Raw genomic sequence first — 13,665 nt, 5'->3', positions numbered from 1 at the left:
CAACGGTTCATCTCAAGCTACGCGCTGTTCAGCCTGCGTTGTAAGGGCCCTGCGCACTTGACCGTTACGGTTCCAAAAGGAGGTTTGATTCGCATGCGTTACCAATTTGCCACACTGGCGCTCATTGCCCTTGCGCCGGTGACGCTGGCGGCGACGGCCCCGGCCGCAGCGCAGGCTGCACCCGGCGTGCCGATTCTGCCCGATGCGACGGTGCTCGATGTCGTTGCCACCGGGCAAGTCACGCGCACGCCGGACGTCGCGACCCTTCGCGCGGGCGTGGTCACACAAGCGCTGACGGCCGCTGCCGCGCTTGGCGAGAATGCCACGCGCATGGAGCGCGTCGTCGCAGCGTTGCGCGCTGCTGGTATCGCGCCCCGCGACATCGCCACTGCGAGCGTCGGGCTCCAGCCGCAATATCGCTACGCCGAAAATCAGCCACCGGCGATCACCGGCTATCAGGCGACCAACACCGTTTCGGTGAAGTTTCGTGATATCGCCAAGAGCGGCACCGCGCTCGACGCGCTGGTGAAGGCCGGCGCGAACCAGATCGAAGGCCCGCAGTTGACGATCGACCAGCCCGAAGCGGCGCTGGACGCCGCTCGCGTCGACGCAATCAAGCGCGCCCGCGCCCGCGCCGATCTTTACGCGCAGGCCGCTGGCCTACGCGTCGATCGAATCGTATCGATCGGCGAAGCGTCAGAGAGCGACGGCGGCCCGCGCCCGCAGATGGTCTATGCCCGTGCGGCCAAAGCAGCCGATGCCTCGACCGAGATCCTGCCGGGCGAGTCCGAGCTGACGGCGACGGTGATGGTGCGCTTCTTGTTGAAGTAACCATCGCTCCCCTTCCGCCCGCCGGAGGGTAGTTGCTTCTGCACAACAGAAAACGGCCGCCCGATTGCTCGGGCGGCCGCCTCTTTTCAGTCTGACTTCGCTAAGCGGCGCGTTAGCGCACGCTGCCGCGACGAACCAGATTGACGATCGCGAGCAGCACCACTGCACCAAGCAGCGATACCAGGAACGACGTCAGCGTCAGCGGCGCACTGTTGATCGACCCGCCGGACATCACCAGGCCGCCGATGAAGGCGCCGACGATACCGACGATGATGTTCAAGAAGATACCCTGCTGGGCATCCGTGCGCATGATGATGCTGGCCAGCCAGCCGATGACACCGCCGACGATCAACCAGAGAATGAGACCCATAACTATTTCCCCGTGTTAACGGCCCGAACGGCCGGGCGCTGGGGAAAATACTCTCGAAACCTAACCTTTGTTCCGCTCGCGTATCAGAACTTCTGCTGGCGCTCGTACAGCGATTTATAGTGCTGGATGCGCGTCACGCGCAGGCCCGGCATGCCCGAACGGTCGATCGCGCGCTGCCAGCTGGCGAATTCTTCCACCGTCAGATTGTAGCGCTGACACACCTCGTCGACCGTCAGCAGGCCGCCGTTTACCGCCGCGACCACTTCGGCCTTGCGCCGCACGACCCAGCGGGTCGTTGACGGAGGCGGCAGCGACTCGAGTGTCAACGGCTCGCCGAGCGGGCCGATCACGCGTGCTGGACGAATTTTCTGGTTCTCGATCATTCTAAACCTCGGTTCGGGGCGGGGGCCCCCTCTCCAACACTCCGGCCTTCATGGGGCCTTGCGCTTGAACGCCCGCTAAAGGGCCTCGGTAAACAGCGTGTTCATTCATCCTTCCACCGCACCATTGTCGCCGCCATCGGGCCGTTGAACGCACCATTGACCGGCGCGAACAGAGCCGAGTCCAGCCGTACGCGCACCGATCGTGCATAAATGGTGGCGGTCGGCGACGCGGCCTGCCGTGCCGTCATTTCCACCATCAACACCGCGAGGTCGGTCGGCAGGGTGACTAGCGGCGCGTGCCGATCGAAACGGGTAAAACTCAAATCCACGCGGCACTGGCTTCCTGTACGAGCTCTTCGCTGAAAGCCGTTCTACGCCAACGTGATGAAGGCCGGGTAAAGCCTCGCGCAATCGTTCGTTCACTCACCTTACCGACAGATCGCTCTGTCGACGGCCGCGGCTTTCGCGCAGCCGCGTCGCACCTTAGATAAGGCGCGTGATTACCCCCGCCGATTTCCAACTCCCCGGCGCCATGGCCGGCCGGCGTATCGTCGTCGCCATGTCGGGCGGCGTCGACAGCTCGGTCGTGGCTGCCTTGGCGGCGGCGAGCGGGGCCGAGACGATCGGCGTCACGCTTCAGCTCTACGACCATGGCGAGGCGACCGCGCGGCCGGGTGCCTGCTGCGCCGGGCGCGACATCCGCGATGCGCGCGCGGTGTGTGATCGGCTCGGCATCCCTCATTACGTGTTCGATCACGAAAGCAGCTTCCGCACCCAGGTGGTCGATCGCTTCGCCGACGAATATCTTGCGGGACGTACTCCGATTCCGTGCGTCCAGTGCAACATGGGGCCGAAATTCACCGATCTGTTCGCACTCGCGCGCGATCTCGGCGCCGATTGCCTCGCCACCGGCCATTATGTCCGCCGCGTTCTCGGCCCCGACGGCCCCGAACTGCACCGCGCGGTCGATCCGGCGCGCGACCAAAGCTATTTCCTGTTCGCCACGACACGCGCGCAGCTCGATTTCCTGCGCTTCCCGCTTGGCGGCCTGCCCAAGGCGCGCGTCCGCGAGCTTGCCGCGGAAGCAGGACTCGGCATTGCGGCCAAGCCCGACAGCCAGGACATCTGTTTCGTCCCAGACGGCGACTATGCCGGGCTGGTCAAAAAACTGCGTCCCGAAGCGAGCGCCGGCGGCGACATCGTCGATCTCGCCGGGCGCACCTTGGCGCAGCACGCGGGCATCATCCACTATACTGTCGGCCAGCGTCGCGGGCTGGAGATCGGCGGCCAGCCCGAACCGCTCTACGTCGTCCGGCTCGAACCCGAAACGCGCCGCGTCGTCGTCGGTCCGCGCGCCGCGCTCGCCGTCAGCGCCGCGCGGCTCGCCGACATGAACATCTTAGGCCCGCTCGATGGCCCGCTCTCCGCGAAGGTCCGCTCTATGGCAAAGTCCGTCCCCGCGCGGCTCGATGGCGACCGCCTGGTGTTCGACTCACCCGAATACGGCGTCTCGCCCGGCCAGGCGGCGGTGCTTTATGCCGGCGACCGCGTGCTCGGCGGCGGCTGGATCGCCGCGACCGATCCGGCACTGGTCGCGGCATGACGGGCGACGAGCTTCAGCTGGCGATGGACGATGCCGCCGCCGCGCTCGATTTCGAGGCCGCGCAGCGCTGGCGCGATCGGCTCGCGATCCTGCGCCAGACCGGCGTCGATCCGGGCGAGACCGAAGGGCTGTCGCGCCAGCAGCCCGGTGCGATGGGGCTCGGCACCAGCCAGTCGCGCGTCGCTCCGCCGCCGGGCTGGACCAAGCCGCGCAAGCCCGATCCGATGACGAAGGGGCGCAGTCGCCGCCGCGGCGACTAGGCCGCTCACCTCACGTCACGGCAGCAGGAACGTCCCTTCGATCGTCGTCACGCACGATCCCGTCAGCATCACCCGATCGCTGTCCAGCCGGCAGCCGACGTGCCCGCCGCGCGCGCTCGCCTGATATGCCGAGAAACTGGTCCGCCCCAGCACGTCGGCCCAATAGGGCACCATCACCGCATGCGCCGATCCGGTCACCGGATCCTCGGGAATGTCGAAATAGTCTGTGAAGACGCGGCTCACCACATCGGCGGTCTGCCCACGCGCCGCGACGATCAGCACATATGGCCCCAACGCCTTCACGGCGCGCCCGTCGGGCGCCGCCGCACGCACCGCCGCCTCGTCCTCGACGATCACCAGCGCATAGCCCTTCTCGTGCCACAGCGTCTCGCGTGCCGTAACGCCGAGCGCGGCAACGATATTGTCGAGCGGCTTCGGGCTTGGCGCCCACGCCGGCAACGCCATCTCATATGCCGCGCCGTGCCGCGCCACCTCGAGCACGCCCGCCTGCCGCGTCGTGAACCGCACCGCGTTGCGCGTCGTATCGGACGACAGCACGAAATGTCCGCTCGCGAGTGTCGCATGCCCGCACAGCGCCACCTCCGCGGCCGGAGTGAACCAGCGCAGCTCGAAGTCAGCTTCCCCGGTCGCCGGCACGATGAAGGCGGTTTCCGACAGATTATTCTCTTCGGCGATCGCCTGCAGCGTCGCATCGTCGAGCCACATCGACAGCGGCATCACCGCCGCCGGGTTGCCCGTGAACGGCGCATCGGCGAACGCATCGATCTGCGCGAACGGGATCCTCATCGGCGTGCCTTCTCGAGTTGCGGTGAGTATCTAGACGCGCTTGCCGAACCAGTGCGGCGTCACGTCGGCCTCGACCAGCGGATTGTCGGTATCGACATGGCCTTCGGGATCGAGATGGATCAGCACCTCAACGCGCGGGAACACGTCACGCAGCCGCCGCTCGACGCTCTCGACGATGTCATGCGCGCCGCCGATCGTCAGGTTCCGGTCGACCTCCATGTGGAATTGCGCGAAATCCTGCGTCCCCGAGCGGCGCGTGCGGAAATCGTGGATGCCGCGAATGCCCGGCTGGCGCGCCGCGACCTCGATGAAGGCGGCGCGCTGATCCTCGGACCATTCCTTGTCCATCAGCATGTCGATCGCCTGGCTCGACGCCTGGAATGCGCCCCAGACGAGCCACAGCGCGATCGCGATGCCGAACACCGGGTCGGCCCCCGAAATCCCGAGATACTGGTCGAGCGCCAGCGCCGCGATCACCGCGACGTTGAGCAGCACGTCCGACTGGTAATGCACATTGTCAGCCAGGATCGCGACCGATCCGGTCTGGCGGATGATGCTACGCTGATACGCCAGCAGCCCGAAGGTTGCGATGATCGCCACCAGCGACACGGCAATGCCGAGCGACGCATCCTCGTTCGCGCGCGGATTTGAAAAGCGCTGCACCGCCTGCCACGCGATGCCGATCGCCGAGGCAGTGATCAGCACCACCTGAAACAACGCCGCCAGCGCCTCCGCCTTGCCATGGCCGAAGCGGTGATCCGAATCGGCCGGCTCACCGGCGAGCTTCACGCCATACAAGGTGACGAGGCTGGCAAGCAGGTCGAGCCCCGTGTCGGCGAGACTGCCGAGCATCGCGACCGAGCCCGTGTGCCACGCCGCAAAACCCTTAAGCGCGAGCAGAAACAGCGCCATCGCGACGCTCGCCAGCGCCGCGCGCATGGCGAGCGGGATGATCCGGCGGCGTTCGTCACGAGTCATGGATACAACTGGCCTTCGTCCCACCCCGCGCCCTGATCTGCACCAGTGCGCGTGAACAATCGCCGCTCATGTAGGCGATGCGCGCGATCCTGCCAAAATTCGATCCGATCGGGCGTCACGCGATAGCCGCCCCAGAACGGCGGGCGCGGCACGTCCTGGCCTTCGAAACGAAACTTCATCGCCTCGAACCGCGCCTCGAAGATCGACCGCGCCGCCAGCGGCCGCGACTGTTCCGACGCCCATGCCCCCAGCTGCGAATCGCGCCCGCGCGAGGCGAAATACGCATCGCTCTCCGCCTCGCTCACCGGCGTCACCGCCCCCTCGATCCGAACCTGCCGCCGCAGCGACTTCCAGTGAAACAGCAGCGCCGCCTGCGCATTGGCCGCCAGATCGCCCGCCTTGCGGCTGTCGCGATTAGTATAGAACACGAAGCCATCCGCCCCATGCCCTTTCAGCAATACCATTCGCACCGCGGGGCGCCCGGTGGCATCCGCGGTCGCGAGCGCCATCGCATTGGGATCATTGGGCTCGCTCGCTTTCGCCTCGGCAAACCAGGCGTCGAACAGGGTGATCGGGTCGGTGGACATTGGGGGGGTCATAATGCGTCGATCCCGACCGATCCACGATTGATCGCGGGCGGCGGTGATCTAATATCGGTCGCACGGAGACCCTGCATGGCAAAAGCCTATAATCTGACGCCTGAGAGTGTACGTCTGGTCGATCGACTTGTCGCATCGGGCCGCTACGGCTCACATGACGCAGTCGTCGACAGGGGCCTTCGCCTGCTTGATGAACAAGAGCGCTGGGAAACGATGGTCGAGGCGAAGGTCGCGCAAGGCCGCGCCGAGATCGCACGCGGCGAAGGCATTTCAATGGACCAAGTCTTCGAGGAATTGCGCGAGCGATACCGCAATTGGCCGAAGTAATATTTTCGCCTCAATCGCAGCGCGATCTGCGCGAGGTCGGCGACTATATTGCGCAAGACAATCCAGCCCGGGCCACGACTTTCCTCGGCGAGCTTGAGGCGGCTTGCCGGTCACTTGGTGAATTCCCAAGCCGGTTTCCGTCGGCACCACGTTTTGGCCCAAATGCGCGCAGGCTCAACCACGGCCGTTATGCGATCATCTATGAAGTCGAGGGCTTCGTTACGATCCTGGCCATCGTGCACGGCGCCCGAAACCTTGATGCATTTGCTAGCGCGGAACGACTCCTTCCGCCATGAATTGAATCGGCTTCGCAACGACGAAGGCTAACCCGGATGGCGGCACGTGCATATTGGCAGGGACAGATCCGGCTCGCGCTCGTCTCGATCCCAGTAGAGATCTATTCCGCCACGAAATCGGGCGCAGCGGTCTCGTTCAAGCAGATCCACGAACCGACCGGCCAGCCGATCCATTATGAGAAGGTCGCCGACGGCGTTGGCCCGGTCGATCCCGACGACATCATGAAGGGGTTCCAGATCGAAAAGGGCGAATATGTCCTGCTCGATCAGGACGAGATCGATTCGGTGAAGCTGGAATCGAAGAAGACGCTCGAACTCACCCAGTTCGTCGACGCCAACGAGATCGACGTGCTCTATTACGAGAAGCCGTATTTCGTCGTCCCCGCCGACGATCTCGCCGAGGAAGCCTTCATCGTCCTGCGCGAGGCATTGAAGCGCACCCGAAAGGTCGGACTCGGTCAGCTAGCGATGCGCGGCCGCGAATATGTCGTCAGCCTGAAGCCATGCGGGCGCGGGATGGTGCTCGAAACACTGCGCTACGCCGACGAGGTCAACAAGGCGCAAGGCTATTTCCGCGACATCCCCGATGCCAAGCCTGACAGCGAGCTGCTCGATCTCGCCGAAGCGCTGATCGAGAAGAAGAGCAGCGCGTTCGACCCGCAGATCTTCCACGATCGCTACGTCGATGCGCTGAAGGATCTGATCGAGCGCAAGCGCGAGCAGAAGGGCAACCGCAAGATCATCGACGACAAGGGTGACGGCGGCGGCCGCTCCGCCTCGAATGTCGTCGACTTGATGGCGGCGCTGAAGAAGTCGATGGAAAAGTCGGGCGCCACGGCCCCTGCGAAGGCGACCGCGACGAAGGCACCCGCGAAGAAGCCAGCGGCGAAAAAGGCTCCCGCCGCAGCTGCCCCGTCGAAGAAGCCCGCAGTCAAGAAACGTGCGTAAGCCCGCCGATGCTCGGATCCTAACATGAGCACCGATCCCCTCGCCCGCTACAACGCCAAGCGCGACTTCTCGAAAACCGCCGAGCCCGCCGGCACGCTCGCGCCCGGCAACGGCAACAGCTTCATGGTCCAGAAGCACGACGCATCGCGGCTGCACTGGGATTTCCGAATCGAGATGGACGGCGTCCTCAAGAGCTGGGCCGTCACGCGCGGCCCGAGCCTCGATCCGAACGAAAAGCGCCTCGCCGTCCGCACCGAGGATCACCCGCTCAGCTACGCTACCTTCGAGGGCACGATCCCCAAGGGCGAATATGGCGGCGGCACCGTAATGCTATGGGATCGCGGCACCTGGTCGGTCATCAAGGGCAAGTCGAACAAGGATCTCGACGAGGGCCATCTCCACTTCGTCCTCGATGGCGAGCGGATGAAGGGCGAATGGCTGCTCATTCGGCTGAAGCCGCGCGGCAAGGAGAAGAGCGAGAACTGGCTACTGCGCAAGATCGACGACGCGCACGCCGGCGGCACCGACACGCTCGTCGAAACCGGCCTGACGAGCATCGAGACCGGCCGCACGATGCTGGAGATCGCGGAAGGCAAAAAGCCGGCCGCCGAGCCGAAGAAGCGCAAAGCCACCGCCAAAGCCAAGTCGGCACCCGAGCAGGTATCGCCCGCCCATCGCCGCGTCCGCAAGAACACCGGCACCCCGCCCGCCTTTACCGAACCCCAGCTCTGCACCCTCGTCGATGCCGTCCCCGCCGGCAGCACATGGCTGCACGAGGTGAAGTATGACGGCTATCGCGCGCTAATCGCCGTCGGCGGCGGCACCGCAAAGGTCCACACCCGCAGCGGGCTCGACTGGACCGACAAATTCCAGGCCATCGCCGACGCCGCGGCTGAGCTAGACGTCGGCACGGCGCTGCTCGACGGCGAGATCGTCGCGTTCAAGGACGGCCGCCCCGATTTCTCCACGCTCAAGAACGCCATCTCCGCGAGTGGCGACATGACCTTCTTCGCCTTCGACCTGCTCGAACAGGACGGCGAAGACCTGCGCCCGCTCCCCAACGTCCAGCGCAAGGAGCGCCTGCGCGCGATCATCCCCGGCGGCGATCGCATCCAGTTCAGCGAACACGTCATCGGCTCGGGCGAGCAATTGTTCGAGACGATGTGCAAGGAAGGCTTCGAAGGGATCGTCTCGAAGCAGGCCGATGCGCCTTATCGCGGCGCGCGCACCAAGGCGTGGCTCAAGGTTAAATGCACCCGGCGCCAGGAATTCGTCATCATCGGCTGGACCCCGTCGGAAAAAACGCGCGGCTTCCGCGCGCTGCTGCTCGGCCTGCATGAGGATGGCGAACTGCGGTACGCCGGCAAGGTCGGCACCGGCTTTTCCAACGATACGATGATCGACCTCGGCGAGCGGCTCGCCAAGCTCGCGCGCAAGACGCCGACGGTCGAGGTGCCCAAAAACCTGCGCACCGCCGTGAAGGGCGCGCATTGGGTCACGCCAAAGCTCGTCGCCGAGATCGCCTTCGCCGAAACCACGCCCGATGGCGTGCTGCGCCATTCGAGCTTCCTCGGCCTACGCGGCGACAAGCCAGCGAGCGAGGTCGTAGCGGAAAAGCCCGAGCCCGCCCCGGCCGCCCCCACGTCGACGGTGAAGGTCAGCAGCCGCGATCGGCTGCTCTTCCCCGATTCGACGATCACCAAGGGCGATCTCGCCGATTACTACGCACAGGTCGCCGGCATCATGCTGCCATGGAGCGCACGCCGCCCGATCAGCCTCGTGCGCTGCCCGCAGGGGCGGGGCAAGAAATGCTTCTTCCAGAAGCACGACGCCGGCTCGTTCGGCGATCACGTCCATCAGGTGCCGATCCTCGAAAAGGACGGTTCGACCGAGAATTATCTCTACGTCGACGATGCCGATGGCCTCGTCGGATGCGTGCAGATGGGCACGATCGAGTTCCACGGCTGGGGATCGTCGATCGACCATCTCGAACAGCCTGATCGCCTCGTGTTCGATCTCGATCCCGACGAAGGGCTCGACTTCGAGGATACCAAGAAGGCCGCCGACTATCTCAAGAACCAGCTCGCCGAGCTCGGCCTCCTCAGCTTCCCGCTGCTCTCGGGCGGCAAGGGCGTCCATGTTGTCGTGCCGCTGACGCCAGGTGCCGAATGGCCCGCCGTAAAGAGCTTCGCCGATCGCTTCGCGCGCGCGCTGGCGCAGGCCGAGCCCGACCGCTTCGTCGCCACCATGTCCAAGGCGAAGCGGAAGGGGCGCATCTTCATCGACTGGCTACGCAACCAGCGCGGCGCGACCGCCATCATGCCGTTCAGTGCCCGCGCTCGCGAAGGCGCCCCGGTCGCGGCACCGGTATCGTGGTCCGAGCTCCGTATCATCGACACCGCGGCACGCTGGCACGTCACCGACGCCGCCGAACTGATCGACCGCGCCAACAGCCGCGCCCTCGCCGGCTGGGGCGTGGCAGATCAGATGCTGCCTGAGCTGTAACCGACTGATCGAGGCGCACCTCATCCACCGTTCGTCCCGAGCAACGTCGAGGGACAAGCCACAAGCGCACCGCCTGCGGCCCATGCCTCGACTTCGCTCGGCACGAACGGAGAAGGGGTGCCCCCAACAATTCATATTGCGCCGCCGCATCCCCCCGCTACGGTTTGCGTCGCCGCCCACAGGCCAAAGGAAATTCGGCCACTTGGCAACGCAACCCGCCCTCTTCGATGCCGCCACGCATGCGCGCCGCTGGATCGACGATTATTGCGCGCATGCCGGCACAGACGGCGATGTGGTGTGCGGCGCGGACGATGCGCCCTGGCTGGCCATGTTCGAGGAACTCGCGACGCTCGTCGGCGACGATCTCGGCCATGCGCGCGAGCGCGTGCAGCGCCATGCCGCCGACATCGGCACGGGGTTCCGCATCATCGGCGAGGCGGACGAGCGCCCGTGGCCGCTCTCGCCCGTACCGCTGCTGATCGCCAGCGACGAATGGGACGGCATCGAACGCGGCATCGTCCAGCGCGCGAACCTGTTCGAGACGATCCTGGGTGACCTCTACGGCGAGGCAAAGCTCGTCGCCGACGGCCTCATTCCCGCGACGCTCGTCGCCGGCAGCCCGTTTTTCCTGCGCCAGCTCGTCGGGCTGCCGCCGCCCGGCGGGCACCACCTACATTTCGTCGCGGTGGATATCGCCCGCGGGCCGACCGGCGAGTGGCGCGTGCTCGCCGACCATCTCCGCGCGCCGACCGGCGCCGGCTATGCGCTCGAGAACCGCCTCGCCGTCAGCCGTACGCTGGGCGGCCTGCAGGCGCGGCTCGATGTCGCCCGCCACGCGCCCTTCTTCGCCGCCTTCCGCGACGGTCTTGCCGCGCTCTGCCGCCGCACCGATCCGCGTATCGGGCTGCTCACGCCCGGCCGTTACAACCCCAGCTACCCCGAACAGGCGCATCTCGCGCGCTATCTCGGGCTGCTGCTGGTCGAGGGCGCCGATCTCGCCGCGCTGGAGGACAAGGTCTATGTCCGCACCATTGGCGGGCTCAAGCGGATCGACGCGCTGTGGCGCCGGCTCGATTCGCGCTTCCTCGATCCGCTCGCGTTCGACACGCATTCGCAGATCGGCGTCCCCGGCCTGATCGACGCCTACGCCGCCGGCAATGTCGTGCTCTCCAACGCCCCCGGCGTCGGGCTGCTCGAGGCGCCGGCGTGGAACGCCTTCCTGCCCCAACTCTCCGTCCGCCTCACCGGGGCTGACCTTAGCCTGCCCAACATCGCCACCTGGTGGTGCGGGCAGGATCGCGAGCGCGCGAGCGTCGAGGAGGATCTGGCGAACCTCGTCATCGCGCCGGCTTTCGGCTCGGGCACGCTCGGTCTGCCCGACGACGCCGCAATTTCCGGCAGCGACCTCAGCGACGAACAGCGCGCCACGCTGCTTGCCGACCTCCGCCGCCGCCCGCAGGATTATGTCGGGCAGGAAATCGTCCGCCTCTCCACCATGCCCGTTGTCGCCGGTGACGGCCTCGTCGCGCGCCCGTTCACGCTGCGCGTTTTCGCCGCGCGCGGGGCGGACGGCGAATGGACCGTCATGCCCGGCGGCTTCGCGCGCATCGGCGAACACCCCGATCCGCGCGCCGCCGTGATGGGCGAGGGAACATGGTCCGCTGACGTCGTGGTGCACGGCCGCCATATGGGCGACTTCGAATCGCTCCTCCCCGCTCCCGATTCGCTCCAGGTCCGCCGCAATCCCGGCACCTTGCCCAGCCGCGTCGCCGACAATTTCTACTGGCTCGGCCGCTACCTCGAACGCGGCGAGGCGCTGCTGGCGATCATTCGCGTGATGCTCGGCAATTCGATCGACGCCGACGGCGGCGCCGCGCTTGGCCCCGATACGGTCAGCCGCCTCGTCGGCTTGATCGTCGCCGCGGGTGCCGCACCAGTGCCGGCCGCGATGAAGCGCGCCGACCTCACGCAATTCGCGCGCACCGCGATGGAATCGATCGACGGCACCTGGCAGTCGGTCCGCGAGATCAACCGCCACGCGCGCCGCATCGGCGAAGGCTCGCGCGATCGCCTGTCGGCCGACATGGTCCGGCTGCTCGACGCGCCCTTCCCCTCACACCGCGGCATGCTCGATCGCGCCGGCTCGCTCCAGCGCCGCTACGCCGCCATCGCGGGGCTGTCGGCCGAGCATATGAGCCGCACCGCCGCCTGGCGCTTCCACGATCTGGGCCGCCGCATCGAACGCGCCGGCGCGCTCGCCCGCGCGACTCGTGCCTTCGGCCTCCCCGGCGCCTCGCTCGACGATCTGTCGACGCTGCTCGATCTCGCCGACAGCCAGATCAGCTATCGCCAGCGCTACCTCACCGGCATCGCCCGCGTGCCGGTGGTCGATCTCGTCGCGCTCGATCCCGGCAACCCGCGCGCGTTGGCGTTCCAGGTCGAGCGGATCTGCGAGCATCTCGCCGGACTCCCCGTGCTCGACGACGACGGAATGGCAGAAGATCAGCAGGCCGAAGCGACCGAGCTCAAGGCGATGGTCTCGATCGCCAACGCCGCGACGCTCGACGGCGCCACGCTGGACCGGATCGAACACCGCCTGTTCCGCCTGTCCGACGCAGTCGCACGCCGCTATTTCCTGCAAGGCGCCGAGCCGCTTCGCGCCGGCGGGCTGACGCTGGCATGATGCACGCTCGCAAAGTCCTCCCCGGAACGGGGAGGGGGACCAGCGAAGCTGGTGGAGGGGCTGGCCGGGCGGAACCGCTGCACCCAGCCAGCCCCTCCACCCCCGCGCTGCGCGCGGCGGTCCCCCTCCCCCTGCGGGGGAGGATGAAATGATCTACGATATCGTCCACGTCACGCGCTTCGATTACGGCGCGCACGTCAAGTTCGCGCGCTGCAACCTGCGGCTGAAGCCGATCGACTGGCCAGGCCAGCGGCTCGAAACCTATACGCTCAACGTCTCCCCCGCCGGCCGCACCACGCCCGCGCGCGCCGAGGCCGGGCTCGCCAACGTCACCCGGCTGACGATCGACGAGCCGGTTCGCAAGCTGACGATCGAGAGCATCGCGCGCGTCACGGTCGACCGCCTCGTTCCCGTCCCCGATGAAAGCGACCCTACGCTTGGCGAGATCGCCGCCACGGCCCGCGCCAGCCGCGATCTCTCCCCCGCCGGCCCTGCCAGCTACCTCTTCCCCTCCCCGCTGATCCCGCTCGATCACGAGATCGCCGCTTATTGCGCGCCCGATCTCGATCCCGGCCGCGGCGCGCTGGAGGCCGGCATCGAACTTGCCCGTCGCATCCAACGTGATTTCGAATTCGACGCCACCGCCACGCTGGTCGACACGCCCCCGCACGAAGCCTTCGCGCAGCGCCGCGGCGTGTGCCAGGATTTCGCGCAGATCATGATCACCGGGCTGCGCGCCGCCGGCCTCCCCGCCGCTTATGCCTCGGGCTATATCCGCACGATCCCGCCCGAGGGCCAGCCGCGGCTCGTCGGCGCGGATGCGACGCACGCCTGGGTACTCCTGTGGTGCGGCCCGGTGCGCGGCTGGATCGGGCTCGATCCAACCAACGGCATCTGGATGGCGAGCGATCATATCGTCATGGCCGTCGGCCGCGACTATGCCGAGATCGCGCCGGTCGACGGCGTCGTCCTCGGCTCGGGCGCGCAGGAGATGGACGTATCGGTCGATGTCGCGCCGGTGGAGGAGTGACGCGGATTGCACCCCGCGCTCACCTCCCCCACATAGTCCAATAAC

15 protein-coding genes are annotated in these 13,665 nt (G+C 66.8%); 9 read left to right on the top strand and 6 right to left on the bottom strand.

The genetic code is table 11. From position 1 onward, the window contains the following. Nucleotides 1-93: 93 nt before the first annotated feature. Entirely contained in the window at nt 94-831 is a 738-nt protein-coding gene (locus LLW23_RS12940; protein ID WP_228945922.1) for an SIMPL domain-containing protein, read from the top strand. Between the two features lie 112 nt (nt 832-943). On the opposite strand, the gene LLW23_RS12935 is transcribed toward LLW23_RS12940, so the two are convergent. The 3 genes from LLW23_RS12935 to LLW23_RS12925 all read right to left on the bottom strand — a co-directional run bounded on the left by LLW23_RS12935 (nt 944) and on the right by LLW23_RS12925 (nt 1,913). After that, entirely contained in the window at nt 944-1,201 is a 258-nt protein-coding gene (locus LLW23_RS12935; protein ID WP_228945921.1) for a GlsB/YeaQ/YmgE family stress response membrane protein, read from the bottom strand. 83 nt (nt 1,202-1,284) lie between these two features. Beyond that, complete coding sequence (gene sciP, locus LLW23_RS12930) at nt 1,285-1,584, bottom strand: CtrA inhibitor SciP (RefSeq protein WP_228945920.1); 300 nt, start codon at nt 1,582-1,584, stop codon at nt 1,285-1,287. Between the two features lie 101 nt (nt 1,585-1,685). Continuing rightward, a complete protein-coding gene (locus LLW23_RS12925; RefSeq protein WP_228945919.1) occupies nt 1,686-1,913 on the bottom strand; it encodes a hypothetical protein in 228 nt (75 codons plus the stop codon). 170 nt (nt 1,914-2,083) lie between these two features. Here LLW23_RS12925 and mnmA point away from each other — a divergent pair, with 170 nt between their 5' ends. Both mnmA and LLW23_RS12915 read left to right on the top strand, forming a co-directional pair. Then, nucleotides 2,084-3,187 carry a tRNA 2-thiouridine(34) synthase MnmA gene (gene mnmA / locus LLW23_RS12920; protein WP_228948579.1) on the top strand — a complete coding sequence of 368 codons (1,104 nt, stop codon included), beginning with the start codon at nt 2,084-2,086 and terminating at the stop codon, nt 3,185-3,187. Next, nucleotides 3,184-3,447: a UvrB/UvrC motif-containing protein gene (locus tag LLW23_RS12915; RefSeq protein ID WP_228945918.1), complete on the top strand. Its 264-nt coding sequence runs from the start codon at nt 3,184-3,186 to the stop codon at nt 3,445-3,447. Before mnmA ends, LLW23_RS12915 begins: the two co-directional genes overlap by 4 nt. A 15-nt stretch (nt 3,448-3,462) precedes the next feature. Here the strand turns inward: LLW23_RS12915 and LLW23_RS12910 are convergent, their stop codons facing one another. The 3 genes from LLW23_RS12910 to pdxH are packed head-to-tail and all read right to left on the bottom strand — an operon-like array spanning nt 3,463 to nt 5,819. Next, on the bottom strand, nt 3,463-4,254 hold the full coding sequence (locus tag LLW23_RS12910; protein WP_228945917.1) for a PhzF family phenazine biosynthesis protein: 792 nt from the start codon (nt 4,252-4,254) through the stop codon (nt 3,463-3,465). 30 nt (nt 4,255-4,284) lie between these two features. Further along, a complete protein-coding gene (locus tag LLW23_RS12905; protein WP_228945916.1) occupies nt 4,285-5,232 on the bottom strand; it encodes a cation diffusion facilitator family transporter in 948 nt (315 codons plus the stop codon). Then, a complete protein-coding gene (gene pdxH, locus LLW23_RS12900; protein WP_228945915.1) occupies nt 5,229-5,819 on the bottom strand; it encodes a pyridoxamine 5'-phosphate oxidase in 591 nt (196 codons plus the stop codon). The genes LLW23_RS12905 and pdxH overlap by 4 nt, the downstream gene beginning before the upstream one ends. 87 nt (nt 5,820-5,906) lie before the next feature. Between pdxH and LLW23_RS12895 the strand changes: the two genes are divergently transcribed. From LLW23_RS12895 to LLW23_RS12870, 6 genes are all read left to right on the top strand, one after another. Next, the gene (locus LLW23_RS12895; protein ID WP_228945914.1) at nt 5,907-6,158 is read left to right on the top strand and encodes a ribbon-helix-helix domain-containing protein; all 252 of its coding nucleotides are present in this window, start codon (nt 5,907-5,909) and stop codon (nt 6,156-6,158) included. After that, complete coding sequence (locus tag LLW23_RS12890) at nt 6,146-6,454, top strand: type II toxin-antitoxin system RelE/ParE family toxin (protein ID WP_228945913.1); 309 nt, start codon at nt 6,146-6,148, stop codon at nt 6,452-6,454. The genes LLW23_RS12895 and LLW23_RS12890 overlap by 13 nt, the downstream gene beginning before the upstream one ends. A 36-nt stretch (nt 6,455-6,490) precedes the next feature. Further along, on the top strand, nt 6,491-7,402 hold the full coding sequence (gene ku / locus LLW23_RS12885; RefSeq protein ID WP_228945912.1) for a non-homologous end joining protein Ku: 912 nt from the start codon (nt 6,491-6,493) through the stop codon (nt 7,400-7,402). A 24-nt stretch (nt 7,403-7,426) separates the two neighbouring features. Then, entirely contained in the window at nt 7,427-9,907 is a 2,481-nt protein-coding gene (gene ligD / locus LLW23_RS12880; RefSeq protein ID WP_228945911.1) for a DNA ligase D, read from the top strand. 202 nt (nt 9,908-10,109) lie between these two features. Then, entirely contained in the window at nt 10,110-12,590 is a 2,481-nt protein-coding gene (locus LLW23_RS12875; protein ID WP_228945910.1) for a circularly permuted type 2 ATP-grasp protein, read from the top strand. A gap of 148 nt (nt 12,591-12,738) precedes the next feature. Continuing rightward, nucleotides 12,739-13,620: a transglutaminase family protein gene (locus LLW23_RS12870; RefSeq protein ID WP_228945909.1), complete on the top strand. Its 882-nt coding sequence runs from the start codon at nt 12,739-12,741 to the stop codon at nt 13,618-13,620. The last annotated feature ends 45 nt before the right edge of the window (nt 13,621-13,665 follow it).

Origin of the sequence: Sphingomonas radiodurans (assembly GCF_020866845.1) — a bacterium.
Taxonomy (GTDB): Bacteria; Pseudomonadota; Alphaproteobacteria; order Sphingomonadales; family Sphingomonadaceae; genus Sphingomonas; species Sphingomonas radiodurans.
The sequence above is the reverse complement of the archived record's forward strand: the minus strand, read 5'-3'. Positions and strand labels throughout refer to the sequence as shown.